Source organism: Pelagibius sp., assembly GCF_965227505.1.
Taxonomy (GTDB): Bacteria; Pseudomonadota; Alphaproteobacteria; order Kiloniellales; family Kiloniellaceae; genus Pelagibius.
Genome location: NZ_OZ245757.1, coordinates 2,271,172 through 2,297,847 on the forward strand (window position 1 = coordinate 2,271,172; position 26,676 = coordinate 2,297,847).

Consider the following 26,676-nt stretch of genomic DNA (forward strand, 5'->3'; position numbering starts at 1 on the left):
TCCAGCGGAGAGAGGGCCGGCCCTTGGAGCGGATCAATATACAATTCACGCTGTTCTCGGCCTTCTACTCGCCGCTGATCTCGGCGATGTCCGGCGGCTTCCTGAAGGCCGAAGGCCTGGACCCCGAGTGGTCCGTCGCCGCCCCCGGCGTCACCGCCATCGCGGCGCTGGAGGACGGCTCCGCTCATGTAGTCCAGTCGGCTCTCAGCCAGGGCCTTACGACCCTGAACGCCGGCGAGACGCCCACGGCGGTCCACTTCGCCCAGATCAACGAGATGGATGGCTTTTTCCTCACCGCCCGCAGTGCCGATCCCGATTTCACCTGGGACAGGCTGGAGGGTGCGGAGGTGGTCGCCTTCGGCGGCGGCCAGCCGCTGGCGATGTTCAAGTATGCCTGCCACAAGGCCGGCATCGATTTTGCGAAGATCAAGCTCATCACGCCGGGCGGCGCGGCGGCCATCGACGCCGCCTTCCGCGCCGGACAGGGCGACTACGTCCAGCAGCAGGGGCCCTTTCCCCAGCAGCTTCAGGCCGACGGCCTCGGCCATATCGTCGCGCAGGTCGGCCGGCAGATCGGCCCCTGCGGGTTCTCCAGCCTCGCGGCCAGACCGGACTGGCTGAAGACCGACATGGCCCGGGCTTTCATGCGCGCCTACGCCAAGACACGGCGCCACATGAACGAGACCCCTGCGGCGGAGATCGCCCGCGCCGAGAAACCCTATTTTCCGGAGATCGACGAGGCGGTGCTGGCCGACTGCATCGCCACCTACCAGCAACTCGGCTGCTGGACGCCCCATGTGGAGATCACCCAAGAGGCCTTCGAAGCGACGCTGGACATCTACGCCTACAACGGTCTGCTGAAGGAGCGCTACCGCTACGACCAGGTCTGCGCGGACCCGCCGGGCGGGGAATGATCAGAGACGGCGCCCGATGGGGATGAGTTCCGGAGAGTCGTCAGTGGAGGGACCGCCCTGCCAGTCGCCGAGCCAGCGCTCGACGTGCAGCCCAGCCTCTGTCAGCAAAGCGGTCAAGGTCACCTTGTCGGTGAAGCGCAGCTTCGAAGCGGCTGAGAACGTCTGACCGGAGGCTGCGACCCGGTAGTGGGTCCGGTAGGTGACGATCCCGGTCGCCGCGTCCTGCGCTACGTCGTTCCAGGCCTCCACCGCACCCAGCTGCGGATGGGCGAGGCTGCGGCGTGAGCGTTCCGGCGTCCAGCCGCGCCAGGCCCCGGCGGCCGGGTTGCGCGAGTCGAAGATGAAGCGGCCTTCGGGCGCCAGGTGGCGGGCGATGGTGGCGAGCACGGCGCGCTGATCGTCCGCGGTGAGGAACACCTGGAAGGCATGACCGGTGAGAACGATGAGATCGAAGCGGCGCCCGAGATCGAGACCGCGGGCATCGGCCTCCAGCCATTCGACCCTGTCGCCGCCGGGCCGCTGCCGGGCGACTGCCAGCATCGGTGCGGCGGGATCGATCCCGACAACCGCCCGGCCGTCTGCGAGGCGTGCCGCCAGCTCTCCGGTCCCGCAGCCGAGATCGAGGACCGATGCGGCCTCTTCCGCCAAGCCCAGGCAGGTATCGAAATCCGCGGCCCAGCCGTTCTCCAGGTCGTAGAACCGGGCCAGCGCCGGGTCCTGGTAAAGCCTGTCGTCGTCCGGTTGGAAAGCGGTCATGGCAGGACCATACAAGACCCGGATGCGGGGAACGTCAAACGGCCCGCCTCCCCTTTCCCAAACAGGGCCGGAGACGGGCCGTTATTCTGCCGTCCTGGAACCGGATCGGGTTTACAGCTTGGCCAGCATGGCCTCGGCGCTGGAAACCTCGAAGGCGCCCGGCTCTTCGACGTTCAAGGCGGTGACCGTGCCGTCGTCCACGATCATGGCGAAGCGCTGGGCGCGGGTGCCCATGCCGAAGCCGCTGGCATCGAAGTCGAGACCCAGGGCCTTGGCGTAGTCGCCGTTGCCGTCGGCCAGCATCACAACCGAATCGCCGACCCCCTGGTCCTTGCCCCAGGCGTCCATGACGAAGGCGTCGTTCACCGACATGCAGGCGATGGTGTCGACCCCCTTGCCCTTGATGTCGGCGGCATGCTGGACATATCCGGGCAGGTGCTTGGCCGAGCAGGTGGGCGTGAAGGCGCCGGGCAGCGAGAACAGCACCACCTTCTTGCCGCCGAAAAGATCGCCGGTGGAGATCTCTTCCATCCCCTCGCCGGTCATGTGCTTGAAGGATCCGCTGGGTGCGCGGTCGCCAACCTTGATCGTCATGGTGCAGTTTCCCCTGAATTGATGGCCCGGCCCCGGCAAGCCTGCGCGTCGGCGAACCTGCAGAAAAAGGCCTGAGCGTGAAGAGTTCTGTCGTGAGGGGCGCCAGGGCCCCGGCGCGCGAGGCGCTGCTCGAAAGATAGGCCGCCATGCCGGGCTTTCCAAGGGGAAGGCCCGGCTGGGGGTTCGCTGGGGGCTCGCCGGGGGGTTCGTCGGGGCTGGCGCCGCAACGGACGGACAGGCTGTCAGGAGCCTTCGCCGGTCCCCGCCTGCGGCGCGGCCCCCGCCGTCGCGCTGCCCGCCGCAGCCTTCAGGGTTTCGGTCACCGCCTCCACGCTCAGCAGCTCGGGCAGCGGCAGACCCTCCGGCGCGCCGGGGCCGTAGACCGCGTTGAAGGGAATACCGTAGCGCTGGAACCCGGCGAGATAGGCGGAGATCTCATCGCTGGGCAGGGTCCAGTCGCCGCGCATCTGCACCACCTCCGGCGCTGCGAGCAGCCCGGTGACCGTCTCGGTATCCAGCACCAGCTTCTTGTTCACCTGACAGGTGATGCACCAGTCGGCGGTCACGTCGACGAAGACCACCTGACCGGCATTCACCAGCTCGGCGATGGCCGCCTGATCCAGGGGGCGCCAGGCCTCTTCCGCCGCAGTCGCGCGCGTCTGAGCCGGGTTTTGGGGAAGGCCGCTGGGCAGCGCCAGAACGGCCAGCGCCAGCAGGCTGGCCGCCGCCGGCGTGGCGAGGCGGTGCTTCTGCATGAGATTGGGCCCGGCCCAGAGCACAAGGCCGAGACCGAGCAGCAGCCCGCCGGCCACCAGCGCCGCCGCCATCCCGACCTGGACGGCGAGCACCGACAGCAGCCAGACCGCCGTGCCGGCGAGCAGGAGCCCGAGGATCCGCCGCAGCGTGATCATCCAGCCGCCGGGCCGCGGCAGCCAGGACACCAGGCGCGGCGCCGCCGCCACCAGCAGGTAGGGCAAGGCAAGCCCGATGCCGAGGGCGGTGAAGATCAGGTAAATCTCCACGGCGCCCCGCGACAGGGCGAAGCCGACGGAGGTGCCGAGGAAAGGCGCCGAGCAGGGCGTCGCCAGAAGGGTCGCCAGCGCCCCGGTACCGAAGTTCCCGGCCAGACCGCTGTCTGCGCCGCCGCCGCTGCCCAGGTTGCCGAGGAAGGCCGGCAGCGGCACCTCGAAGAGCCCCAGAAGGTTGTAGGCGAAAAGCGCCATCACCAGGGCCATCGCACTGAGGAAGAGCGGTTGCTGAAAATGGATGCCCCAGCCGACCGCCATGCCGCTGGCCTTCAGCGCCACCGCGCCCGTCGCCAGCACCAGGAAGGAAAACAGGATCCCCGCCGCCGAGGCCAGGAAACCGGCGCGGATCTGGCGGCGTTCCTTCCCGCCCTGCTCGGCGATCGACAGCAGTTTGATGGAAAGCACCGGCAGAACGCAGGGCATCAGATTGAGAATGAGGCCGCCGAGCAGCGCCAGCCCGAGAATGCCCAGAAGCGCCACGGGGTCGGCAAAGATGCTCTCTGCCGTGCCGGCAGCGGATGGAGCCGTGGCGAAGCGCGCGATGCTCGGCTGCTCCAGTCCGCGCAGGCCGTCGGTGACGGTGAGGGTCAGTTGCTTGCCTTCCAACACCGCCTGTTCCAGGTGCGTGCTGGTGGCAACCCGCAGCGTCGCCGTGCGGCCGTCGTCCGACAGCGCCACCTCGGGCTTGGCGAAGGTGAATCCCGGCGGCCCCTCCACCAGCAGGTCAGGCGCGTCGAAGGGAATGTCGGAGCGCGCGCTCACCTGCAGCACCGGCGCCTCCAGGCTGCCGGTCAGCGTGGCGCTCTCCAGGCTGAGACCGCGCTCGGCCCCGCGTCCGGGCACCTGGCGGTTGAAGCTTTCGATGATGAAGGCCCCCGGCGCACGGCTTTCCGGACCCGCCGGCAGGTCGAGGCTGAGGTTGGCCTGATAGGGAATGCAGATCTCTTCGCAGATCAGATAGTCGACACTGGCCGCGAGGACCAGCGGCTGGCCGGGATCGGCCGCGACCGCGTCAACCGGCAGTACCACCCGGTCGCCGTAGCCGAAGGTCTCGAGGCCGAACAGGGAGAAACGGTACGGCACCGGCCAGGCGATCTCGCCGCTCGCCAGGTTCTGCGAACCGCTCCAGTCGATCGAGGGCGGAAAACCGGCATCACCCGGGCTGCGCCAGTAGATCTTCCAGCCGGGCTGCAGCTCGAATTCCAGGCCCAGCAGAGCCTCGGGGCCTGAAACGGTCTGACCTGCGGAGACCAAGCGCACCCGCACCTGCTCTTCCTCCGCCCAGCCGCTGGCGACTGCCAGCGCATCGGCGGCGCCGCCCAGAAGCCCTGCCGCAGCCACCACAGCGGCGGCAAAGGCCCTCGGCCCTTTGCTCGTGCCGGTGCTCCTGCCGGGCTCGCGCAGGCTTCGCCGGTTCACAGCCATTCGATCACTGCCATTCGCAGACTGCCAAAATCGCTCCGCCGGAGTCGCTTCCCCAATCGGGGCGGTCCACTGCCGACCATCGAGGCGGCCCAAAAAGGCGCGGCTGCGCCCTAGAATGACCGCATTGTCGGGCTATCGTCACCCTGGACTCAATGGCCCGGCCACAAAAGTCTCTGGGGCATATAGCCGGCCCGGCCCATAATATCCAGTGGCCTTGTCGTCGCGCTCACAATATCGTGTCATCGGCGTCCGGGCGCGGGTTTGGACCCGGGCCCGAATGAGGTTAAGATAAGAATTGCAAGAGCTTAACGGCGGAGATAGGAGAACAGCGGGTCCCCTGCCACAGCCCCTGGGGCCGGATCGACGAAGCTCATGGACAGCCAAGAATTCCTAACCGGCCAGTTGCTCATCGCCATGCCCAGCATGCGCGATGCCCGTTTTGCCCGCAGCGTCATCTACGTCTGCGCCCACCACCCGGACGGCGCCATGGGCCTGGTGATCAATCGCCTGGTCGGGGCGATTACCTTCACCGACCTCCTGGCCCAGCTGGGCATCGAACCGCCGCGGCTGAACGAGGAGATTCGCGTCCACTTCGGCGGACCGGTCGAATCGGGGCGCGGCTTCGTCCTGCATTCCGGCGAGTACAACCAGGATTCGACCCTGCAGGTGAACGACGCCATCGCGCTCACCGCGACCACCGACATCCTGCGCGACATCGCCGCGGGGGCCGGCCCCAGGCGGCGGCTGCTGGCCCTCGGCTATGCCGGCTGGGGGCCGGGGCAGCTCGATTCCGAGATCCAGGCCAACGGCTGGCTGCACGTGGCGCCGGACGAAGAGCTGGTCTTCGACAACGACCTGGACAACAAGTGGGAACGCGCCATCGGCAAGCTCGGCGTCGACATCTCCATGCTCTCCGGCGAGGCCGGGCACGCCTGAGCGTCACGGCCGACGTCTTCTGACTTCGCTCACTGCCGCAGAGGCATGCGGCAGATGAGATTGTTTGCGATCAGACTCCCGATGCGAATGGGCAAACATCGGACGCGCAGGTCACCCCCCTCTCGACCTCCCCCCATCAAGGGGGGAGGAGAGATTGAGTGGTCCCTGCAAATGGGACCCCCTCCCCCTTAGATGGGGGAGGGACGGGGTGGGGGTGACATCCTTTCCGTTTCGAGCCGCCTGATACTGACAGGCTGGATTGAGTCGCTGCCCGGGAGATCGACTCACAAGCGCGGGTCGTCGCGCAGCAGTTCGAAGAGCAGATGGTCCTGCCACTTTCCGTTGATGCGCAGGTACTGGCGGGCATAGCCTTCCTGACGAAAGCCGACCTTCAGCAGCAGGCTACGGCTGGGGTCGTTGTGCGGCAGACAGGCCGCCTCGATCCGATGCAGGCCGAGCTCTTCGAAAGCGAATTCCACCACCGCCAGCACCGCCTCGGTCATATAGCCCTGGCGCGCGAAGCGCTCGCCGATCCAGTAACCCATGCTCGCCGCCTGGGCGACGCCACGGCGCACGTTGGAGAGAGTCACGCCGCCCATGAGGCCGCTGTCATTGAGTCGGTAGACCAGAAAACTGAAGCCGGTGCCCTGGCGCCATTCATGGTTATAGGCCTTCAGGCGGCGGCGAAAAGCCTGCCGGGTCAGCGCATCGTGCGGCCAGGTGGGTTCCCAGGGAACCAGAAACTCTCGGCTTTCCTCGCGCAGCAGGGCCCAGGTCTTCCAATCGCCCATGCGTGGCGGGCAGAGATAGACCCGCGGCCCCTCGAGACGCACCGAGAGGGGGCCGTCGCCGCGAAACACCGTGAAGAGCATGGCCGCTCCCCGATCACGCGAAGCGCGCCGAAAGCCGCTCGGCAGATTCCAGCTGCGACAAGGGGCCGAGGGCCGTCACCGTGGGCGCCGAGGCCAACAGCTTCGCCGCCACGCCCTGCAGGTCCGCCGCGGTGACTGCCGAAATCTTCTCAAGGACCTCCGACACCGGCAGCGCACGCCCGTAGATAAGGAGTTGCTGGGCCAGCTGCTCGGCCCGGGCCGAAGAACTCTCGCGGCTCATCAGCAGCGAGGACTTCACCTGGGCACGCGCGCGGTCCAGTTCCTCTTCCTCGATCGCACCGGTCAGCTTGGCGAGTTCGTCGCAGACCACCGGGACCAGCTCGGCAACCTCGCGCTCGCCGGTGCCGGCATAGATGCCGAAGAGGCCGCCGTCCTGAAAGGCCGAGTGGAAGGAGTAGACGGAGTAGACCAGGCCGCGCTTCTCCCGCACTTCCTGAAACAGGCGCGAGGACATGCCTCCGCCGAACAGCATCGAAAGCAGGGTCAGGGCGTAGTAGTCGTCGTCGAGGTAGCCCGGCGCGTCGAAACCGAGCAGCAGGTGCACCTGCTCCAGCTCGCGGTTCTCGCGCCGGTCGCCGCCGCTGTAGACCGCCGGGTCGGTGGCGCCGTTGGTCGTGAAGGCGGTATCGCCGAAGGCCTCTGCAACCTGGGTCACGAAACGCTCGTGCTCGACATCGCCCGCCGCCGCCAGAACCATCTGGCCGGGGCCGTAGTGGTTCTGCATATAGTCGCAGAGGGCGGCGCGGCTGAGCCCGGCCACCGTCGTACTCTCGCCCAGCACCGGCCGGCCCAAGGCCTGGGCCGGATAGGCGGTTTCCTGAAAGTAGTCGAAGACGATGTCGTCGGGCGTGTCGAGGGCCTGGCCGATCTCCTGCAGAACCACGGCCCGCTCACGCTCCAACTCGTCCTCGAGGAAGGTCGGGTGCTGCAGGATGTCGGCCACGATGTCCAGCGCCAGCCCGGCATCCTCTGAGAGAACCTTGGCGTAAAAGGCTGTGTTTTCGCGGCTGGTGTAGGCGTTCAGATGCCCGCCGACGGCCTCGATCTGCTCGGCGATGTCGCGGGCCGAACGCCGCTCGGTGCCCTTGAACGCCATATGTTCCAGCAGATGGGCGATGCCGTTCACCTCGGGCGTTTCGTGCCGGGTGCCGGCGCCGACCCAGGCGCCCAGAGAGACGCTCGCCGTTCCGGGCATGGCATCGCTGGCGACGGTCAACCCCGACGGCAGGCGGGTGACCTCCACGCTCATGCCGCGCCCCGTGTATCGGCATCGGCCGGCGGGCGGTTGCCGCCGATGTAGCGCTGCAGCGCCGAGAGGTCGTTGGGCAGCACGGTGCAGCGTTCCTCGCGCTCATAGAGATCGGCCAGACGCGGCGGCAGGGCGGGGTGAACGCCGGCGGCCTTTTTGACGGCATCCGGGAATTTGGCGGGATGCGCACAGGCCAGGGCAACGACGACGCTCACGTCGTCGCGCAGAGCCGCCGCGGCTGCAGCCGTGCCGATGGCCGAGTGCGGATCCAGAAGCTCGCCACTTGCCTTGTGCCGGGCGGCGATCTCGGCCAGGGTCTCGGCGTCGTCCAGACGGTGGCAGTCGAAGAGGCGGCGCAGGCGCTGCAACTGCTCGGCCGTGACCGCGAAGCGCCCGCTCTGGCGGAAGCCCTGCAGGGTCCGGGCGACCGCGTCGCCGTCGCGGTCCAGCACGTCGAAGAGCAGGCGTTCGAAGTTGGAGGAGACCTGAATGTCCATGGAGGGCGAAAGCGTCGGGCTCACCGCCGCCATCTCCATGGTGCCGCTGTTGAAGAAGCGGGTCAGGATATCGTTGCTGTTGGAGCCGACGATGAGCTGGCTGACCGGCAGGCCCATGCGCCCGGCGGCGTAGGCGGCGTAGATGTTGCCGAAGTTGCCGGTCGGCACGGAGAAGGCCACCGCGCGGTCCGGCGCCCCCAGCGCCACGGCGGCGACGAAGTAGTAGACGATCTGGGCCATGATCCGCGCCCAGTTGATGGAATTCACCGCCGAGAGATTCATGGCATCGCGGAAAGCCATGTCGTTGAACATCGCCTTCACCTGATCCTGGCAGTCGTCGAAGGTGCCTTCCAGGGCGATGTTGTGGACATTGGGCGACAGGATGGTCGTCATCTGCCGGCGCTGCACTTCGGAGGTGCGGCCCTTGGGGTGGAGCATGAAGATGTCGACCTGGGCGCGGTCGCGGCAGGCCTCGATGGCCGCCGAACCGGTGTCGCCGGAGGTCGCACCGATCACCGTCACCCGCTCCCCGCGCGCCTTCAGGACATGATCGAAAAGCCGCCCGACAAGCTGCAGGGCGTAGTCCTTGAAGGCCAGGGTGGGTCCGTGAAAAAGCTCCATCAGCCAGGTCCGCTCGTCGAGCTGTTTCAGGGGTGCGACGGCCCTGTGTTCGAAGACGGCATAGGTTTCCTTGAGGATGCGTTTCAGATCCGCCTCGGCGATGCTGTCACCGACGAAGGGCCGGATCACCGCGTAGGCGACCTCGGCGTAGGGTTTGCCGGCGAGGCTGCGGATCTCTTCGGGCGAGAAGCTCGGCCAACTCTCCGGCAGGTAAAGGCCGCCGTCGCGCGCCAGCCCGGTGAGCAGAACTTCGTCAAAGGAGAGCGCGGGCGCGGCGCCGCGCGTGGAGATGTACTTCATGGCCAGCGGTCCGTAAGCCCCAGTCGCAAAAGCCCCAGTCGCACTAACCCCCGGGACCCGTCTAAGCCCCAGCGGCAGAAGGGCTAATCTAGACGCGCTGCGGGGGACCCGCAAGGCGCGGCTCCCCCGCTCACTCCGCTGCCCACTCTCCCGCCAGTTCCCTGCGGATCGGGGGCATGGTTAACCGCCGAACTGCGGTTTGTCGTCGCGTTCGTCCTGTTCCAGGACCCCCTCTCCTTCCTGAGCGGTGCCCTGAGCGGTGCCCTGAGCGGTGCCCTGAGGGGTGCCCTGAGAGGTTCGGGGGGGTCAGGGCGTACCCGCAGCGGTCCCACCTCCGCCGCCGCGGCCACCGCGATCGCCGGAATCGTCGCGGCCACGATCGCCATCGTCGCGCTGCTCTTCGGTGCTGGTGCGGATTCTGCGCGGGTCTTCCTGTTCCTCGCAAGACGCGGAATGCCTGTCGAAGCTGGAGACCACCGCGTTCGGGGCCACGACCATCACCTTGAAGGCAAGGTTGCGCAGGCCCTGGGGATCGTCCTGCTCGGCAGCCGGGCCGGTCCCGAAGATCCGCTCGAAGAAGTCCGGCTCGCGGGTCTCGGCCGCCGTCTCCGGCGGATCGAAGACAACGATGGAGGCGTCGGCATCGGTCTGCGCGCTTTCGGCGAGGGCGACCTGGTGGCTGGCCATGGCGGCGAAGCGACCGTCGTCGGTGACGTTCGCCCGAGCCCTGAAAACCTGCGACTCGCGGCCGTCGTCGGTCACGATCTTATAGGACAGCGTGCCCGGAGACCGGGCGCCGAGGCGCACGTTGAGGGCATAGGCCATGGGACAGGAACCGGCCATCTGCAGGGGCACCACGTCCAGGGTCGCGGTGGTGGCCTGGAAGACGTCGCTGCGCGCGGCAAGCTGGGCGGCGGCATCGCCGATCAGGCTGCCAGAGGCCGCTTCATCAGCGGCGGCAACGCCGGCCCCAAGCATCAGCGCCGCAGCAGAGACCAAGAGGCCCCTGGTCATGGTGTTAACAGGCATGAAGTCTCTCCACTTGCACGAGGTGTTCTCTCGTCAATGGGTCGGCGAGAGTCGCGAAGTGGTTCAGAGCGGCGCCAAAGTCCCCGGAGTCCGTAGAGGCAATCCGGGCGGGTCGGCAGTACGGGCTGCCGGCATGGTTAACGCCGCGAGACCCGCGGCGGAGAGCGTTGCTGCGGAAGCGGCCTGGACATCTGCCCTGCCCAGACGGATTGGCGCCTTGCTGCTCCTGAGGAACGGACGGGAAAGAAGGCCCGCCATCAGGCGGGCCTTCTCGTCTGTTCTTATCCAGTTCCGGAAGTGACCAACCATCGCGTCCTACAGGTCGCCGGGGCCACTTGGTCCGCCACCGGGGTCACGATCGCCCCGATCGCCCCGATCGCCCGGATCCCGGCCGCCACGATCACGGTCGTCGCGCTGCTCCTCGAAGCCGGTGCGGATGACCCGCGTATCCTGCTGGTCTTCGCAGGACACCGTGTGGTTGTCAAAGGCGGAGACCACCTCGTTCGGAGCCACGACCATCACCTTGAAGGAGAGATTGCGCAGGCCCTGGGGATCGTCCTGCTCGGCCGCAGGACCGGTGCCGAAAAGCCGCTCGAAGAAATCCGGCTCACGGACCTCCTTCAGCTTGGCCGGCGGATCGAAGACAACGATCGAGGCATCGGCATCGGTCCGCGCGCTCTTGGCGAGGGCGATCTGGTGGCTGGCCTGGGCGGCGAAGAGGCCGTCTTCGGTGGCGTTCGCCCGGGCCTCGAAGACCTGGGACTCGCGGCCGTCGTCGGTCACGATCTTGTAGGACAGCTTGCCCGGGGACTGGGCGCCGAGCCGCACGTTGAAGGCATAGGCCATGGGACAGGAACCGGCCATCTGCGCGGGAACCACGTCCAGGTTCGCGGTGGTGGCCTGGAAGACGTCGCTGCGCGCGGCAAGCTGGGCGGCGGCATCGCCGATCAGGCTGCCAGAGGCCGTGTCGTCAGCCGCGGCCAGGCTGGACCCGAGCATCAGCGCCGCTGCGGACACCATCAGCCCCTTGGTCATCGTGTTGATAAACATGGGTTTTCTCCAATCGCACCATTTGTTTGGTTGTCCATGGGTCGACTGGAATTCCGGGATGGTTCAAAACTGTGCTAAATGCTTCGTAAATCGAAAGAAAATCTATTTAATTCAATATCTTGGCCAAGAGTAGCGGTTAACGCAGCCGCCCCCCTCCGCCGGGGACGGCCCCGAACGTGCCGGCGGAGCCTCGTGCCGCCCTGCCTGCAGCTGGCCGGAAGCCGGGTCGCCTTGGTCTGCAGAAAGCTGTTGCTCTGAACCTGGACCAGAAGCTCCCAGGGTCTGAAGGATGTCATCACCCTGGCGACCTTGAGATCGGGCAGCCTCCGGCGCGTCGACACGGAGCCGGGCGCCGCGTTCCGCTTGCCGGTCTGCGCCAGGCCGTGCGGCCGCGGGCCATGGTTGGAGGGGTCTGAGACCGGCAGCCGATCCTGTAGGTCTGCTTTTTCGACTTCACTTTGAAGCCGTTCGGCACTTCGGCCCGCAGGCCGAGTTTGTGCAGACCGGCCGGCGTCGCTGCGGCTGTCAGTCCGCCGCAGCGCCCGGGCGGGCGTCGCGCACGGTTGCAAGGCAGCGCGCCATGAGGTCCAGGTAGTATTGCCGGTCCTGGGTGGCGGTTTCCTTTTCCGCCTGGGCGATGCGCTCGAAGAGATAGGCCGCCAAGGCCTGGTCGTTTGCGGGATAGACGCCGGAGCCGGCGAGATCCTGCACGAGGCCAACGGCCGTCTCCGCCGCGCGGGCGCCGACCCGTCCGATACCGCCTCCAAGACCGCCGATGGCCATGCCTGCCCTTCCTTCCTGCCGGAATGCACCGCCCCTTCATGTAGACGCGCGGTGGCGCCGGTTCAACCGGCGGGCGCCGCCCCCCGCTGCGCAGCATCAGGCGCAGCGCAGAACGTCAGGCGCCCTGCAGAGCGTCAGGCCAGGTAGCGTGCCTTCAGGTGTTCTTTGAAGACCTCGGGGTTGAGGGGCTCGCCGGTCGCCTGCTCCAGAATGGCCTCGCCGCTGGCGGAGGACGCCTGGCCGTGCACATGCTCGCGGAGCCAGCCCATCAGGGGGGAGAAGTCGCCCTGCCCCAGCGCCGCCGGGATCTCGGGCAGCGCCTGCTTGGCGGCGGCGAAGAGCTGGGCCGCGGTCATCGCCCCCAGCGTGTAGGTCGGGAAGTAACCCCAGGCGCCGTCATACCAGTGGATGTCCTGCAGGCAGCCCAGGCGATCGTCCGGCGGCGTGATGCCGAGCAGATCCTGCATGCCCCGGTTCCACGCGTCGGGCAGCGCCTCCAGCTCCATCTCGCCGGCGATCAGTGCCTTCTCCAGGCGGTAGCGCAGGATGACGTGGGCCGGATAGGTCACCTCGTCGGCATCGACGCGGATGAAGCCGGGCGCCACCTTGTTGTAGTGGCGCAGCAGGTTTTCCGCCTCCCAGGCCGCGCCCTGCCCGCCGAAGGCATCGCGCGCCAGGGGCGCCAGGAAGGCGACGAACTCGGCCGAGCGGCAGGCCTGCATCTCGACCATCAGGGACTGGCTTTCGTGCATCGCCATGCCGCGGGCCTCGCCCACCGGCTGCAGACGCCAGTCCCGGGGCAGGCCGCGCTCGTACATGGCATGGCCGGTCTCATGCAGCACGCCCATCAGCGCGGTCATGAAGTCGTCCTCGTCGTAGCGCGTCGTGATGCGCACGTCGTCCGGCACACCGCCGCAGAAGGGATGCAGGGAGACGTCCAGGCGGCCGTGATCGAAGTCGAAGCCGACGGCGGCCATCATCTTGCGGCCCAGCGCCTCCTGCCGTTCCCGCGGAAAGGGCCCGGGCAGCGGCATCGGCGCGGGCTTGGCCGCCTGCTGCGCCATCACCTGTTCCAGGAAGCCGGGCAGAAAGTCGGCCAGATCGGCAAAGACGGCATCGATATGGGCCGACGAGCCGCCCGGCTCGTAGGCGTCCAACAGCGCGTCATAGAGGGAACAGTCCAAGCGTTCGGCCTTGGCGGCCGCTTCCTGCCGCGTCAGGTTCAGGACCTCCTTCAGCGACGGCAGAACGGCGGCGAAATCGGCCTTCGGCCGCGCCTCGCGCCAGATCAGCTCGCAGCGCTTGCAGGCCTTGGACAGCGCCTCGACGAGATCGCTGTCCACCGCCGTCGCATGCAGCCAGCGCCGGCGCATCTCCGTCAGGTTCGCCTGGGCCCAGGGCGAGAGCCCCTTAGCCTCCGCAGAAGCCTGATCGAAGAGTTCGTCGAGCGAAGCGTCGGTCAGGATCTCGTGACAGACCACGTCCAGCGTCGCCAGCTGCTCGGTGCGCGCCTCGGCGCCGCCGGAGGGCATGACCGTCGACATGTCCCAGGACAGCAGGCCCGCCGCCTCCCCCAGGGCATGCAGGCGCTTGAACTTGCGCGAGAGTTCTTCGTAGGCGGTCATGAGCTGCTCCTGAACGACAGTTTCCGGACCCGGCGGTGCGGATGAACCTTAGATATGCGGTTTCCGCCGGCTCCTGGCAATGCGCTCAGACGCCCTTGCCGCCCCCCGCAGCGTCCTGCCCGTCCTCGCGCTCCGGACGGTAGTGGAAGAGGAAGTAGATCACCGCCAGGATGACGGCGAAGGAATACCAGGTGAGCGCGTATTCCAGGTGGTCGTTCTTCAGGGCGATGCGGGTCTGCCCGCCGATCGGCAGTCCGCCCGGAACCTCGGCGGCGACGGCATCGGCATAGACCGCGGTGACGATCGGCTGGCCGATGCCCCCCGTTTCCAGATCAGCCGCCATCACCGGCAGGTCGAGCCAGAAGTAGAAGCGCTCCTCCGGCTTGTTGGGCGGTTTGGCGAATTCGACGCCCTTCCAGCCGTCGGTGCGCAGCAGCGCCTCGATCGCCAGCGGACCGGCAAGCTGCCCCTCGCCTCGGGTCGCCGGATCGCGGTATTCCTGCGGCACCCAGCCGCGGTTCACCAGCAGCGTGCGGCCGTCGTCGAGCCGGAAGGGGGTGACGACGTTCAGGCCCACGCGGCCGTTCTCGGTGCGGGCGCCCAGGTAGAACTCCTGTTCGTGCAGGAAGCTGCCGCTGAGCCCCACGCGGGTGAATTCCACGGCGGCGGGGTCGGGAAAGCTTGCCGGCAGGGGAATGGCCGGCCCCTGGGAGCGTTCGACCCGCTTGGCGATCTCACCCTCTTTCCAATGCAGGCGCTGGACCTGCCAGGTGCCGAGGGCAATGAGGATGGCAAGGGCCGGGATGGCGCAGACGGTCGCCCAGAAGGTCGGGCGGAAGCGCCGGCGCCCCAGGGGCGCTCGGGAGGTCTCAGTCATAATCCACGGTTCCCGTATCGCTGGCCTTGTTGCGGAACTGAAGGGCGATCATGACCGCCTTCATCGGCCGCAACAAGCCAAGCGCGCCGCCCAGGATGACCGGTACCCAGATCACCATGTGCAGCCAGATCGGCGGCTCGTAGGTGAACTCGACCCAGAACACCAGCGGTACGACGACGGCGCCGAGGATGAAGATGATGAAGACCGCGGGACCGTCACCGCTGTCCTGCTTGCTGAGATCCAGGCCGCAGACCGAACAGCTGGAGGCAACGGTGAGGAACCCGGCAAAGAGGCGCCCTTGCCCGCAGCGGGGGCAGCGGCTCGCCAAACCGGTGCGGAACGGCGAGAGCGGCGGATAGCTCTTGGGTGTCTTCGATACCGACGTTTGATGTGGGCCTGCGGGGTCGTGGGGCGCCGTCATGACGGCGCCCCCGAGGCCTGTGCGGAAGGTGGCGTCGGCCCCCGGCCGTCGCGCGCGGTCAGCCGCCCCACCAGTAGACGCAGACGAAGAGGAACAGCCATACCACGTCGACGAAATGCCAGTACCAGGCCGCCGCCTCGAAGCCGAAGTGGTGGTCCGGCTTGAAGTGACCGAGGTAGGCGCGGAACCAGCAGACGATCAGGAAGATGGTGCCGACCAGCACGTGGAAGCCGTGGAAGCCGGTCGCCATGTAGAAGGTCGAGGAGTAGATCCCGTCGGTGAAGCCGAAGGCCGCATGGCCGTACTCGTAGATCTGCACGGCGGTGAAGAGGGCGCCCAGGAAGATGGTGACCCCCAGGCCCTGCAGCAGGCCCTGCCGGTCGCCGTTGAGCAGCGCGTGATGCGCCCAGGTCACGGTGCAGCCGGACAGCAGCAGAATCATGGTGTTGAGGAACGGCAGGTGGAAGGCCGGGAAGACCTCGACCCCGACCGGCGGCCAGACGCCGCCGGTATGTTCGACCCGCTCGAACTGCTGGGCCTCGCCGGCGAAGAGGCTGGCATCGAAGAAGGCCCAGAAGAAGGCGGCGAAGAACATCACCTCCGAGGCGATGAAAAGCACCATGCCGTAGCGCAGGCCGAGCTGCACAACCTTGTTGTGGTGGCCCTGGTGAGTGGCTTCCTTGATCACTTCCCGCCACCAGAAGACCATGGTCGCCGCGACGAGCACGACGCCGAGCGGCAGCAGCCAGGGGGTGACGTCGTGCATGAACAGCACCATGCCCGTCGCCAGCACGCCGCCGGCAATGGCCCCGAAAAACGGCCAGGGGCTGGGGTCCACCAAGTGATACGGATGGTTCTGTTCGTGGCCTGCGCTCATGATCTTCCCCGCTTGATTACTTCCGGCAGTTCTCTTGCCAACTCTCTTGCCAGCTAATTTAACTGTGCCGCCATCAATTCACTGAGGTCCCCGACACCCAATTTCCCCGATCGGGCACCGGCTCTGCCTGTGACAGATCGCCGATCGGCTCCTCGATCATCGCGTCAAGGTCGGGGAAAAAGGTGTAGGAGAGGGTGATGGTTTTCACGTCATCCAGATTGCGGTCTTCCTCGATCGCCGGATCGACGAAGAAGCTGACCGCCATGTCCATGGACTCGCCGGACGAAAGCTGCTGCTCGGTAAAGCAGAAGCAGGCGACCTTGTTGAAGTACTGCCCGGCCTTCAGCGGAGTGACGTTGAAGGTCGCGGTGCCGGCGTTCGTCCCCGCCGCCTGGTTGGTGGCCCGGTAGAAGGCGAGCCCCGCCTCGCCGACGCGCATCTGCATCTCACGTTCGATTGGCTGGAAGGCCCAGGGCAGGTCGGGGCTGATATCGGCGTTGAAGCGCACGGTGATCATGCGCTCGCCAACCTCCTCCGGCATGGCTTCGGCAACCTGGGTGGTGCCGCCGAAACCGGTGACCCGGCAGAACAGCTCGTAGAGCGGGACCGAGGCGTAGGACAGGCCGATCATTGCAACCACAACACTGACGCAGATAAAGGCAACGCGTCCGTTGCTGCGCGCCTGCCGCACTTCGCCAGTCGATCTATCGGTCATTAGCCGCCTCCGCCCATCCGGATCAGGGAAACAAAATAAACCACGACCACAAAGGTCACCAGGACCGCCAGGAGCGCCCAGTTCTTGATCTTCCGCTGGCGCAAGCGCTCCTTCTCATCCTGATCGTCCATCACCCTCATCCCGCAATCCAGGACGATGCCAGCAACAGGTCCGGCGCCAGCATGCCCGGCGCCCGGTCCACGATGATGAGGCTGAACAGAACGAAAAGATAAAGGATCGAGAAACCGAAGAGCTGCTTGGCCGCGCGGTCGCTTTCGTCCCGCAGCACCCGCAGCGCCAGCAACACAAAGAAGCCGCCCATGGCCGCGGCCACCAGCCCGTAGATGATCCCGGCGGTGCCGAGCAGCGCCGGCGCCAGACCGAGCGGCGCCAGCAGCAGGCTGTAAAGCAGGATCTGCCGCTTGGTTGCCGCCTTGCCCGCCACCACCGGCAGCATCGGCACCCTGGCCTTGGCGTAGTCGATCTGGCGGTAGAGCGCCAGCGCCCAGAAGTGGGTCGGCGTCCACATGAAGATGAGGGCGAAGAGCGCGATGGACTGCAGGTCCACACCGCCGGTCACGGCGGCCCAGCCGATCATGGGCGGGAAGGCCCCCGCGGCACCGCCGATGACGATGTTCTGCGGCGTGCGGCGCTTCAGCCAGATGGTGTAGATGAAAACGTAAAAGGCGTTGGCCAGAGCCAGCAGCGCCGCCGCGGCCCAGTTGAGGGCCAGGCCCATCAGCATCACGGAGAGGAGGCTGAGGATGACGCCGAAGGCCAGGGCCTCCTGCGGGGCGATGCGGCCGCGCGGCAGCGGGCGGCCGCGGGTGCGGTCCATCACCGCGTCGATGTCGCGCTCGTACCACATGTTGATGGCCCCGGCGGCGCCGGCGCCGACGGCGATGCAGAGCACCGCCACCGCGGCCAGGAAGGGGTGGATTGCCCCCGGCGCGGCGTAGAGACCGGCGAAGCCGCTGAACACCACCAGCGTCATCACCCGCGGTTTCAGAAGCGCGAAATAGTCGGAGACCCGGCCGTTGCGTACGGCAGAGGCCTCCGCCAGGGAGGCCCCGCCCGCCGCGATACCGATCGTCGCGTCACTCACGCCGCAGCTTTCCTTCTGTCGCCCAAAGCCAAGTCATGGTCATCGTTGGCAAATCCCCGGCCTCAGCGGACCTGCGGCAGATCGTTGAAGGTGTGGAACGGCGGCGGCGAGGACACGGTCCACTCCAGCGTCGTCGCTCCCTCGCCCCAGGGGTTGGCCTCGGCACGCCGCCCGGCCACCAGGGCGTAGAGCGCCATGACGACGAAGAACAGGGTCGCCGCGATGGAGATGTAGGACCCGTAGGAGGAAACGGCGTTCCAGCCGGCAAAGGCGTCGGGGTAGTCGATGTAGCGGCGCGGCATGCCCGCCAGCCCCAGGAAGTGCTGCGGGAAGAAGGTCAGGTTCACGCCGACGAAGGTGACCCAGAAATGCAGCTTGCCGGCCCATTCCGGGAACTCCCGCCCGCTCATCTTGCCGAACCAGTAATAGAAGGCGGCGAAGATGCCGAAGACGGCGCCAAGGCTGAGTACGTAGTGGAAGTGGGCCACGACGTAGTAGGTGTCGTGCATGGCGATATCCATGCCGGCGTTGGCCAGCACCACGCCGGTCACGCCGCCCACGGTGAAGAGGAAGATGAAGCCGATGGCCCAGAGCATGGGCACGGTAAAGCGGATCGATCCGCCCCACATGGTGGCGATCCAGGAAAAGATCTTCACGCCCGTGGGCACCGCGATCACCATGGTGGCCGCCGTGAAGTAGGCCTTGGTGTCGACGTCGAGGCCCACGGTGTACATGTGGTGTGCCCAGACGATGAAGCCGACGAAGCCGATGGAGACCATCGCGTAGGCCATGCCAAGGTAGCCGAAGACCGGCTTGCGCGAGAAGGTCGAGACGATGTGGCTGATGATCCCGAAGGCCGGCAGGATCATGATGTAGACCTCGGGGTGACCGAAGAACCAGAACAGATGCTGGAACAGGATCGGGTCACCGCCGCCGGCCGGATCGAAGAAGGTGGTGCCGAAGTTGCGGTCGGTCAGCAGCATGGTGATGGCACCGCCCAGCACCGGCAGCGACAGCAGCAGCAGGAAGGCGGTGATCAGCATCGACCAGACGAACAGCGGCATCTTGTGCAGCGTCATGCCCGGCGCGCGCATGTTGAAGATCGTGGTGATGAAGTTCACCGCACCGAGGATCGAAGACGCTCCCGCCAGATGCAGGGCGAAGATCGCCATGTCGACCGACATGCCGCCATGGCCGAGAGATCCCGAGAGCGGCGGATAGATCGTCCAGCCGGTGCCGGCGCCCGAGTCGACGAAGGCCGAAGCCAGCAGCAGCAGGAAGGCGGGCACGATGAGCCAGAACGAGATGTTGTTCATGCGCGGGAAGGCCATGTCCGGCGCGCCGATCATCAGCGGCACGAACCAGTTGCCGAAGCCGCCGATCAGGGCCGGCATGACCACGAAGAACACCATGATCAGGCCGTGGGCGGTGATGATCACGTTCCACAGCTGGCCGTCCGGTTCGCCGTCGGCGAGCAGGTACTGGACCCCCGGGTCCTGCAGCTCCATGCGCATGATCAGCGAGAACAGGCCGCCGATGATGCCGGCGACGATCGCGAAGAGCAGGTAGAGGGTGCCGATGTCCTTGTGATTGGTTGAGCAGAACCACCGGATGAAGAACCCGGGCTTATGGTCGTGATGATCGTGCGCGTCGCTGCTGCTGTAAGCCATGGCGATGGGTTCCTCTACTCGGACTCAGGGGTGGCTGCGGCGGCATCGGCCACCCGTACCGGCGCGGGTTCGTCAACCCGGCCGAATTCCTGCTGGGCCTGCTCGGTCCAGGCGGCGAACTCTTCTTTCGTCACCATCTGGATCATGATCGGCATGTAAGCGTGGCCGGTGCCACAGAGTTCCGAGCACTGGCCGTAGAAGGTCTGGCCGGCGAATTCGGCCGGCACGTAGGCCCAGGTCTCGTTCAGGCGGCCGGGCACCGCGTCCATCTTCAGGCCGAAGGACGGCATGGCGAAGTTGTGCAGCACGTCGCTGGCGGTGATCTGGAAGCGGATGTTGGTATCCACCGGCAGCACCAGCGCGTTGTCCGTCGCCAGCAGGCGCGGCTGACCCGGCTGCAGCTCATCGTCCGGCACCATGTAGGCATCGAAGGTGAAGTTGCCGTGGTCCGGGTACTCGAAAGACCAGTACCACTGCCGTCCGATCGCCTTCACCGTGATGTCCGCATCCTCGATGGTCTCGGCGAAGTACAGCAGCCGGAAGGAGGGGATGGCGATGACCACCAGAATGATGATCGGCACCACCGTCCACAGCACCTCGATGGTGGTGTTGTGCGTGGTTTTCGAAGGGTTCGGATTGCGCTTCTCCGAGAAGCGCCACATCACGTAGAGCAGCAACACCAGCACGAAGAGCGTGATCAGCGTGATCACGATCAGCAACATGTCATGGAAGCTCGAGATGCGCTCGGCCACCGGCGTGACAGGGGCCTGAAGGCCAAGCTGGTAGTTCTGCGGCTCAGACGCCTGGGCGACGCCCAGGGTCGACAAGAATGCGGCAGCCATGAGGCTCAACCGTCCCAGCAGTGTCATATTAAGCCATCCCAATCTTTCCCGCGAGGCAGAGCGATCTCCCCCATTCCAGCCCCGTCGATCGACTGCGATCCGCCGGGATTCCCCTGTCGAGGTGCCTGATCCGCCACTGCGCGCGCAACCTAACCCATGTGAGTCTGCTCCGCAAGAAAGGGGAAAGCCGCCGAAAGACCGCCTTTCCCCTCTCCTGCTACCGTCCCAGGATAGCGCAGGTGGCGGCCCTTGGTGGCCGGTGCGACCGAATGCCGCAATCCGGCCGCAGGCCCTCTTCCAGAGGGTTTCAGCCGGAGTCGCCCGCACCCTGTTCGCGGCTGACGATTCGCCGCAGGCGCCGTACCCCGAGCCAGACCAGGATAGCGACCACCGGAACCGAGACCCCCGCCGCGATCGCCGGGTTTACCGGCAGCCCTGCGTCCTTCAGGGCCTTGGCCAGATAGCCGACAAGGCTGGCCAGGTAATAGGTGATGGCCGCGACCGAGAGCCCCTCGACCGTCTCCTGCAGGCGCAGCTGCAGGCGGGCGCGGCGATCCATCGAGACCAGCAGGTCCCGGTTCTGGGCCTCCAACTGGATATCGACCCGGGTGCGCAGCAGCTCGCTGGCCCGGGCAACACGCCGCGAGAGCGTTTCCAGACGCTCTGAGACCGCCTCGCAGGTGCGCATTGCCGGGGCCAGCCGGCGGTCGACGAACTCCTCGATGGTCTGCAGCCCCTCGACCCTTTGCTCGCGCAGTTCCTCGACCCGGCGGCGCACCAGGGCGTAGTAAGCCCGCGCGGCGCCGAAGCGGTAGTTGGTGGCCGCCGCCACGTCTTCGATCTCGGAGGAAAAGGCGGTCAGTTCGTCGAGCAGCTTGCGCTCCTCGCCCATGCCCTCGATCTCGGTCATGCGGCCGGTGATCCCGGTCAGGCGCTCCCCGGCGTCCGCCAAGGCACCGCCATGGCGCTTGGCAGCCGGAAACGCCAGCAGCGCCATCATGCGGTAGGTCTCGATTTCCAGCAGGCGCTGGACCAGCCGGCCCGCCTGGCGCGGCCGCAGGGTCCGGTCGCGCAGCAGCATGCGCGCAAAACCGTCGGCCTGAACGGTAAAGTCCATCCAGACCTCGGCGGAGCCGCCGGAGACCTCGCTGCCGATCATGTTGTCGTGCCCGAAGTGGCGCACCAGCGCCGCCGCGTCGGGCGCCGGGGCATCGCGGCCGATCAGATCCAGATGGACCGCGACCAGCAGATCGCCGGGGAGAGCGATCACCCAGTCACGCGGCACGAGGTCGAGGGCAAACCCGCTGAAGGCCTCGGTCTCAAAGGCGCCGTTCTGGAAAAACGTGTAGGTCGAAAACTCGGTGTGGCGCTCCCACTTCAGGCGGAAACCCCCGACATCGGCGATGAAATGGTTGACCCCGGCGTCCGGCGCGGCGAGGCCGTAGCGCTCGCACAGACCGGCGACATGCCGGCGGTCGCGCTCCGCGGAGCGCTCCCCGGAGAGCAGCGCCAGATGGGTGATCCGCTCCGGCGACTGCAGGCTGGCGAAGGGCCGCGAATGCACCTCGGCATTCAAGGTTCCGCGCAGCGGGTGGTCCCGCATTCCGTCGATCACGGCTGTTGCCCCCTCTCCGTCACCCCTTCAAAACCGCCTCGCGCGCCGCCCGGAAGCGCCGCGGCGGCCCGGCCAAGGGATGATATCCTGGCCGCCGGCCCCCATATTGAGGCAAGCTAACGGCACTTTGCCAGACCTCAAGCGGACCCCGGAGCGCTCTGCATGTCACATCTCGCCGAAACCGACGAGCTTTTCTACACCAAGGCCGGCCTCGACCGCAGCCGCCTGGAAGCCGCCGTCGACGACGCCCTGACCGGCGCCGACGACGGCGAGTTGTTCCTGGAATACCGCCAGTCCGAGGCCCTGGCCTTCGACGACGGCCGGCTGAAGTCGGCCAGTTTCGACACCTCGCAGGGCTTCGGCCTGCGCGCCATCGCGGGCGAGGCCGCGGGCTACGCCCACGCCAGCGAGCTTTCCGAGGCCGCGGTGAAGCGCGCCGCCGACACAGTGCGGGCGGTGCAGTCCGGCCACTCCGGCACCATGGCCGAGGGTCCGGCCCGCACCAACCGCATTCTCTACCGCGACGACAACCCCATCGCCGCCGTTCCCTTCGAGGACAAGGTGAAGCTGCTGGCGGAGATCGACGCCTTCGCCCGCGCCAAGGACCCGCGGGTGAAACAGGTCAGCGCCTCCCTGGCCGGCGAGTGGCAGGCGGTTCAGATCCTGCGCGCCGGCGGCGAGCGGGCCGCCGACATCCGCCCGTTGGTGCGCCTCAACATCTCCGTGGTCGTCGGCGAGGGCGACCGCATGGAAGCGGGCGGCTACGGCGGCGGCGGACGCCTGGCCTACAACCTGCTGCTCGACCCGGTCTACTGGCAGGCCGGGGTCGAGGAGGCGCTGCGCCGCGCCCTGGTGAACCTGGACTCCGTCGACACCCCGGCGGGCGAGATGCCGGTGGTGCTGGGCTCCGGCTGGCCGGGCATCCTGCTGCACGAAGCGGTGGGCCACGGCCTGGAGGGTGACTTCAACCGCAAGAAGACGTCGGCCTTTTCGGGCCTGCTGGGCGAGCGGGTCGCCGCGCCCGGCGTGACCGTGATGGACGACGGCACCATGCAGGACCGCCGCGGCTCGCTCACCATCGACGACGAGGGCACGCCGAGCCAGGCCACGATGCTGATCGAGGACGGCATCCTGAAGGGCTACATGCAGGACCGCCAGAACGCCCGCCTGATGGGCATGGCGCCCACCGGCAACGGGCGGCGCCAGAGCTACGCCCACATTCCCATGCCGCGCATGACCAACACCGTCATGCTGGCCGGCGACAAGGACCCGGACGAGGTTCTCGCCTCCGTCGACCGCGGCCTCTTCGCGGTCAACTTCGGCGGCGGCCAGGTGGATATCACCTCCGGCAAGTTCGTGTTCTCCTGCACCGAGGCCTATCTCATCGAGAACGGCAAGCTGGGCGCACCGGTCAAGGGCGCGACCCTGATCGGCAACGGGCCCGACGTCATGACCAAGGTCAAGATGATCGGCAACGACATGAAGCTGGACGACGGGGTCGGCACCTGCGGCAAGGAAGGCCAGGGGGTGCCGGTGGGGGTTGGGCAACCGACCATGCTGATCGACGCCATCACCGTCGGCGGCACGGCAGCCTGAAGCGGTAACCAGAGGTCAGGATCTTCCCGCGCCCCGAGGGGTCGGGGCGAAGGGGGGCCTGCACGCCGAAAGGAGGAAAGACACGGCCAAAGGGTTGCCCGGCTGAAACAGCTCAACTGTAAAGCAAAGCGAGGCAAGCCAGTATGGGTACCAAGGGAGATGGGACGTCCCCGGCACGAGCGGCCGGGGCGAAAAACACTGTTGGCGCCGGCAATGGCGCGTCCGGCGGGATCGCGACGGAGCGCCGGCGGTTTCTGGCGGGGGCAGGGCTTGGATTAACCGGGCTTGGGCTGGCGGGCGCCGCTTTCGGCGCGATCGCGGCGCCTCAGGCGGGCCGCGCCGCCGACACACCGATCGGCGAGCAGTGGTGGCCTTCGCGCTGGGGCCCCGACGATCAGGCCGGCGCGTCAAACCACATGACACCGGAGAAGACGCTGGCGGCGGTCCAACAGATCAGGACCGGCAAGGTGCACAGCCTGGGGCGGGTCTATGAACGGGAGATGCCGCTGTTCGGCGAGCGGGTCTTTGCGCTGCGCACCCCCGGCATGCCCACCGGCGGCACCTTCGGCGACAACAAGATCATCTGGAACGACGAATTCCTGGCGACGGAGATCGGTCAGGTCGGCACCCAGTTCGACGGGCTCGGCCATATCGGCGTTGAGGCCGGCGCGCCGGGCGAGCAGACCCAACGGCGGCTCTACAACGGCGTGACCATGGCCGAAGCGGCCTCGCCCTATGGCCTCAAGAAGCTGGGCATCGAGAACGTGCGGCCCTTCTTCACGCCCGGCCTGCTGGTCGACGTCATGGGGCTGAGAGGCGGCATGCTGGAGGCAGGCGCGGAAGTCACCCTGGCCGATCTGGAGGCGGCGCTGGAGCGCCAGGGGCTCTCCACCGAGGCCATTGCGCCGGGCGACGTGGTGATGTTCCGCACCGGCTGGGGCCTGCTGTGGAAGGAGGACAACGCGCGGTACAACAATGGATCGCCCGGCATCGGCATGGAGGTCGCGCGCTATCTTGCCGAACGGCAGGTGTCGCTGGTGGGCGCCGACAATTGGGGCGTGGAGGTGGTCCCGAACCCCGACAGCGGTCTGGCGTTTCCGGTGCACCAGGAGATGCTGGTCCGCCATGGAATCTACCTGCAGGAAAACCTGGATTTCGAAAGCCTGGCGGCCGACGGCAGCTGGCAGTTCGCCTACGTCTTCGCGCCGCTGCCGATCAAAGGGGCGACCGGCTCCCCGGGCAATCCGCTCGCCGTAACCTGAGCGGCGCTTCCGTCCGACAGAGGCCGCCCGCGCGCCGCCGTCAGGCGGCCGCGAGCGCCTCGATCTCCACCAGCCAGGCCGGGTCCGCCAACCCGGCGACGATGACCAGGCTGGAGGCCGGCTGCGCGGCGCCCAAAAGGCGGTCGCGCACCTCGCGGAAGGTCCCCAGATCCTCGCGGCTGGTGATAAAGGCCGTGATCTTTACGAGGTTCTCCGGCGCCATCTGCGCCGAGGCCAGAACCTCGAAGATGTTGTGCCAGGCCTGCTCCATCTGGCCGGCCGGCCCCTCCGCCAGCCTGCCGTCGCTGGCAACGCCCACCTGGCCGGAGATCGAGAGCCAGCGGCTCACAGCTTTGGCTTCGACGCCGTGACTGTAGCGGGAGAACGGCGGGGCGATGGCCCCCGGGGTGTGCAAGATGCGCATGCCTGCTGCTCCTCCTTGGGCCCGCGCCCCCTCAAGCGACGCCTACCCTGAGCCCCCCAGCCGGCAGCTTAAGCGACAAACCCGGGCTTGGGCTAGTGGCGGCGGGGATCAATGCGGGCTGGAGCGAAACATTAGCGGCGGCGCAGATAAAGCATGACCGCAAGGGCGGCGAGGGTGCCGATCAGGGCGGGGACGACGGCCATGCCCAGGGCATGGGTCAGGCTGTCGATGCTGCCCGGGCGCGGATGCCCGACGAGAAAGGCAAAGACGAAAAGCAGGTAGGCGGTGCCGCCGATGCGCAGCGCCCACTCCCGCAGCCAGCGCCGGTCGTTCGGGTTTCGGTCGTTCGAGTCCACTTGCGGTCGTCCCCAGCCGCCTGCCGGTCGGAGGTCCAAGGTGTTCGGCAGGCCGGGCCCTATCCTGTCTCAGCGCCGGGCGAAGCGCAAACCGGCAACGCGGGCCAACAACACGGGCCGGCAATGTGGGCCGGCGCTGACGCAGCGCTCGCGAAATCGTGCCTTGAGCGGAGCGCCCCCGGCCGCCATCTCGCTTGCCAGGACGGAGGACCGACCACAGGTCAAGAACAGGGGTCAACAACGGGGGAGAAGAGCAGCAGCCGGGGGACGGCGAAAGGAAGGAAAGACATGAGATTTCAATCAGTTCAGAGTCTCCGGCGTGCGGCTGTCCTGGCCTTTGCCCTGGCCGTGCCGGCGGTTGCGGCGCAAGAGGCCGCAGCCCTCAGCCCAATCACCCTCAACGGCACCCTTACCGGCACCCTCAACGGCACCCTCAACGGCGCGCTCGATCGCCCCCAGGGCATATCCCCCGCAGGCGGCATCGCCGCCGGCGCCCTGCCGGCGGGCAAAGCCGCCCTGGACCGCCAGCCCGCCGCGGCGCGCCTGCATCTGGCCGGCTTCAGCAAGCGCAGTGCCCGCAGCAGCACCCGGAGCAGTGCTCGGAGCAGCCTCCGCAGCAACCGCTCCTCGGTCGGCCCGCGCGGCTTCAACTCCTCCTTCAACAGCAGGTTTCTGCAGCGCGACCGCAGCTTCGGAAGTTCGGCGGCGCCGACCCGCTTCGGAAACTCCCTGACGTCGGGGCTGCTGCGGCGCGACCGCAGCTTCGGCGGATCAAGTGTGCTGCGCGGGCGCACCCTCCCCCTGGTGCGCGGCAGCCGCCTGAGCAGCACCACCCTCTTCGGCCCGCGGCCCGGCGGGTTTCGCCGCGGCCCCTTCGACGACTCCCGGGTCCGCGCGCTGCGCGCCGAGGCTCTGGCCCTCGATGCCGAGGCGCGGCTGCGCGAGCTTGGCCTGACCCCGGCCCAGGAAGCGGCGGTGCCGAACATGCCGCCGGCCCTGAAGCGCGCCCTCGCGCTCGCCAAGGAAGCCCGGGCACAAGACGCACGGGCCCGCCAGTCGGCACCGTCCGAGCCGGGTGGCGACGGCTGACCGGTGGATCAAAAGAAGTACCCAGGCCGCCTCCGGGGCGCTCCAGGGGCGCTCGGGGGGCGTTCGGGGGGCGTTCGGGGGCAGTTCCAGCGCCGCCCCTTGGCGCCCAGGGTGCCAGGGGGCATAC

General features: G+C 67.6%; 26 protein-coding genes. 5 read left to right on the top strand and 21 right to left on the bottom strand.

The window, feature by feature from the left end:
- The first annotated feature begins 23 nt into the window (after positions 1-23).
- Positions 24-914 (top strand): ABC transporter substrate-binding protein, encoded by an 891-nt coding sequence (locus ACO06P_RS10740; protein WP_420345239.1) that lies wholly within the window; start codon positions 24-26, stop codon positions 912-914.
- On the opposite strand, the gene ACO06P_RS10745 is transcribed toward ACO06P_RS10740, so the two are convergent.
- The 3 genes from ACO06P_RS10745 to ACO06P_RS10755 all read right to left on the bottom strand — a co-directional run bounded on the left by ACO06P_RS10745 (position 915) and on the right by ACO06P_RS10755 (position 4,717).
- Entirely contained in the window at positions 915-1,670 is a 756-nt protein-coding gene (locus ACO06P_RS10745) for a class I SAM-dependent methyltransferase (protein WP_420345240.1), read from the bottom strand.
- 111 nt (positions 1,671-1,781) lie between these two features.
- Positions 1,782-2,264, bottom strand: a complete 483-nt coding sequence (locus ACO06P_RS10750) for a peroxiredoxin (RefSeq protein ID WP_420345241.1) — start codon at positions 2,262-2,264, stop codon at positions 1,782-1,784.
- A gap of 242 nt (positions 2,265-2,506) precedes the next feature.
- On the bottom strand, positions 2,507-4,717 hold the full coding sequence (locus tag ACO06P_RS10755) for a protein-disulfide reductase DsbD family protein (RefSeq protein ID WP_420345242.1): 2,211 nt from the start codon (positions 4,715-4,717) through the stop codon (positions 2,507-2,509).
- 372 nt (positions 4,718-5,089) lie between these two features.
- On the opposite strand from ACO06P_RS10755, the gene ACO06P_RS10760 reads away from it, so the two are divergent.
- Entirely contained in the window at positions 5,090-5,653 is a 564-nt protein-coding gene (locus tag ACO06P_RS10760; protein ID WP_420345243.1) for a YqgE/AlgH family protein, read from the top strand.
- A gap of 284 nt (positions 5,654-5,937) precedes the next feature.
- Here the strand turns inward: ACO06P_RS10760 and ACO06P_RS10765 are convergent, their stop codons facing one another.
- The 16 genes from ACO06P_RS10765 to ACO06P_RS10840 all read right to left on the bottom strand — a co-directional run bounded on the left by ACO06P_RS10765 (position 5,938) and on the right by ACO06P_RS10840 (position 21,822).
- The gene (locus tag ACO06P_RS10765; protein WP_420345244.1) at positions 5,938-6,525 is read right to left on the bottom strand and encodes a GNAT family N-acetyltransferase; all 588 of its coding nucleotides are present in this window, start codon (positions 6,523-6,525) and stop codon (positions 5,938-5,940) included.
- 13 nt (positions 6,526-6,538) lie between these two features.
- The gene (locus ACO06P_RS10770; RefSeq protein ID WP_420345245.1) at positions 6,539-7,795 is read right to left on the bottom strand and encodes a M16 family metallopeptidase; all 1,257 of its coding nucleotides are present in this window, start codon (positions 7,793-7,795) and stop codon (positions 6,539-6,541) included.
- Positions 7,792-9,213 (bottom strand): threonine synthase, encoded by a 1,422-nt coding sequence (gene thrC / locus ACO06P_RS10775; protein WP_420345246.1) that lies wholly within the window; start codon positions 9,211-9,213, stop codon positions 7,792-7,794. The genes ACO06P_RS10770 and thrC overlap by 4 nt, the downstream gene beginning before the upstream one ends.
- Positions 9,214-9,519: 306 nt before the next feature.
- The gene (locus ACO06P_RS10780; RefSeq protein ID WP_420345247.1) at positions 9,520-10,242 is read right to left on the bottom strand and encodes a hypothetical protein; all 723 of its coding nucleotides are present in this window, start codon (positions 10,240-10,242) and stop codon (positions 9,520-9,522) included.
- A gap of 315 nt (positions 10,243-10,557) precedes the next feature.
- Positions 10,558-11,292, bottom strand: coding sequence for a hypothetical protein (locus tag ACO06P_RS10785; protein ID WP_420345248.1), 735 nt, complete (start codon positions 11,290-11,292; stop codon positions 10,558-10,560).
- A 525-nt stretch (positions 11,293-11,817) separates the two neighbouring features.
- Positions 11,818-12,075: a hypothetical protein gene (locus ACO06P_RS10790; protein WP_420345249.1), complete on the bottom strand. Its 258-nt coding sequence runs from the start codon at positions 12,073-12,075 to the stop codon at positions 11,818-11,820.
- Positions 12,076-12,209: 134 nt separating this feature from the next.
- The gene (locus ACO06P_RS10795; protein ID WP_420345250.1) at positions 12,210-13,700 is read right to left on the bottom strand and encodes a carboxypeptidase M32; all 1,491 of its coding nucleotides are present in this window, start codon (positions 13,698-13,700) and stop codon (positions 12,210-12,212) included.
- Positions 13,701-13,785: 85 nt separating this feature from the next.
- Positions 13,786-14,577, bottom strand: coding sequence for an SURF1 family protein (locus tag ACO06P_RS10800; protein ID WP_420345251.1), 792 nt, complete (start codon positions 14,575-14,577; stop codon positions 13,786-13,788).
- Positions 14,570-14,998, bottom strand: coding sequence for a DUF983 domain-containing protein (locus ACO06P_RS10805; protein ID WP_420345252.1), 429 nt, complete (start codon positions 14,996-14,998; stop codon positions 14,570-14,572). The genes ACO06P_RS10800 and ACO06P_RS10805 overlap by 8 nt, the downstream gene beginning before the upstream one ends.
- Before the next feature lie 58 nt (positions 14,999-15,056).
- A complete protein-coding gene (locus ACO06P_RS10810) occupies positions 15,057-15,875 on the bottom strand; it encodes a cytochrome c oxidase subunit 3 (protein WP_420345253.1) in 819 nt (272 codons plus the stop codon).
- A 73-nt stretch (positions 15,876-15,948) separates the two neighbouring features.
- Positions 15,949-16,590: a cytochrome c oxidase assembly protein gene (locus ACO06P_RS10815; protein WP_420345254.1), complete on the bottom strand. Its 642-nt coding sequence runs from the start codon at positions 16,588-16,590 to the stop codon at positions 15,949-15,951.
- Positions 16,590-16,721, bottom strand: coding sequence for a hypothetical protein (locus ACO06P_RS10820; RefSeq protein ID WP_420345255.1), 132 nt, complete (start codon positions 16,719-16,721; stop codon positions 16,590-16,592). The genes ACO06P_RS10815 and ACO06P_RS10820 overlap by 1 nt, the downstream gene beginning before the upstream one ends.
- Before the next feature lie 5 nt (positions 16,722-16,726).
- On the bottom strand, positions 16,727-17,653 hold the full coding sequence (locus ACO06P_RS10825; RefSeq protein ID WP_421935204.1) for a heme o synthase: 927 nt from the start codon (positions 17,651-17,653) through the stop codon (positions 16,727-16,729).
- A gap of 104 nt (positions 17,654-17,757) precedes the next feature.
- Positions 17,758-19,365 carry a cytochrome c oxidase subunit I gene (ctaD, locus tag ACO06P_RS10830; protein ID WP_420345256.1) on the bottom strand — a complete coding sequence of 536 codons (1,608 nt, stop codon included), beginning with the start codon at positions 19,363-19,365 and terminating at the stop codon, positions 17,758-17,760.
- A gap of 14 nt (positions 19,366-19,379) precedes the next feature.
- Positions 19,380-20,207 (bottom strand): cytochrome c oxidase subunit II, encoded by an 828-nt coding sequence (coxB, locus tag ACO06P_RS10835; RefSeq protein WP_420345257.1) that lies wholly within the window; start codon positions 20,205-20,207, stop codon positions 19,380-19,382.
- Positions 20,208-20,514: 307 nt separating this feature from the next.
- Positions 20,515-21,822 carry a DUF3422 family protein gene (locus tag ACO06P_RS10840; RefSeq protein ID WP_420345258.1) on the bottom strand — a complete coding sequence of 436 codons (1,308 nt, stop codon included), beginning with the start codon at positions 21,820-21,822 and terminating at the stop codon, positions 20,515-20,517.
- A gap of 162 nt (positions 21,823-21,984) precedes the next feature.
- Here ACO06P_RS10840 and tldD point away from each other — a divergent pair, with 162 nt between their 5' ends.
- A complete protein-coding gene (tldD, locus tag ACO06P_RS10845) occupies positions 21,985-23,418 on the top strand; it encodes a metalloprotease TldD (protein WP_420345259.1) in 1,434 nt (477 codons plus the stop codon).
- A 143-nt stretch (positions 23,419-23,561) separates the two neighbouring features.
- Positions 23,562-24,680, top strand: coding sequence for a cyclase family protein (locus tag ACO06P_RS10850; protein ID WP_420345260.1), 1,119 nt, complete (start codon positions 23,562-23,564; stop codon positions 24,678-24,680).
- Positions 24,681-24,720: 40 nt separating this feature from the next.
- Here ACO06P_RS10850 and ACO06P_RS10855 read toward each other — a convergent pair whose 3' ends face one another.
- A complete protein-coding gene (locus tag ACO06P_RS10855) occupies positions 24,721-25,104 on the bottom strand; it encodes a RidA family protein (RefSeq protein WP_420345261.1) in 384 nt (127 codons plus the stop codon).
- 131 nt (positions 25,105-25,235) lie between these two features.
- The gene (locus ACO06P_RS10860) at positions 25,236-25,460 is read right to left on the bottom strand and encodes a hypothetical protein (RefSeq protein WP_420345262.1); all 225 of its coding nucleotides are present in this window, start codon (positions 25,458-25,460) and stop codon (positions 25,236-25,238) included.
- Positions 25,461-25,748: 288 nt separating this feature from the next.
- Here ACO06P_RS10860 and ACO06P_RS10865 point away from each other — a divergent pair, with 288 nt between their 5' ends.
- On the top strand, positions 25,749-26,549 hold the full coding sequence (locus ACO06P_RS10865) for a hypothetical protein (RefSeq protein ID WP_420345263.1): 801 nt from the start codon (positions 25,749-25,751) through the stop codon (positions 26,547-26,549).
- The last annotated feature ends 127 nt before the right edge of the window (positions 26,550-26,676 follow it).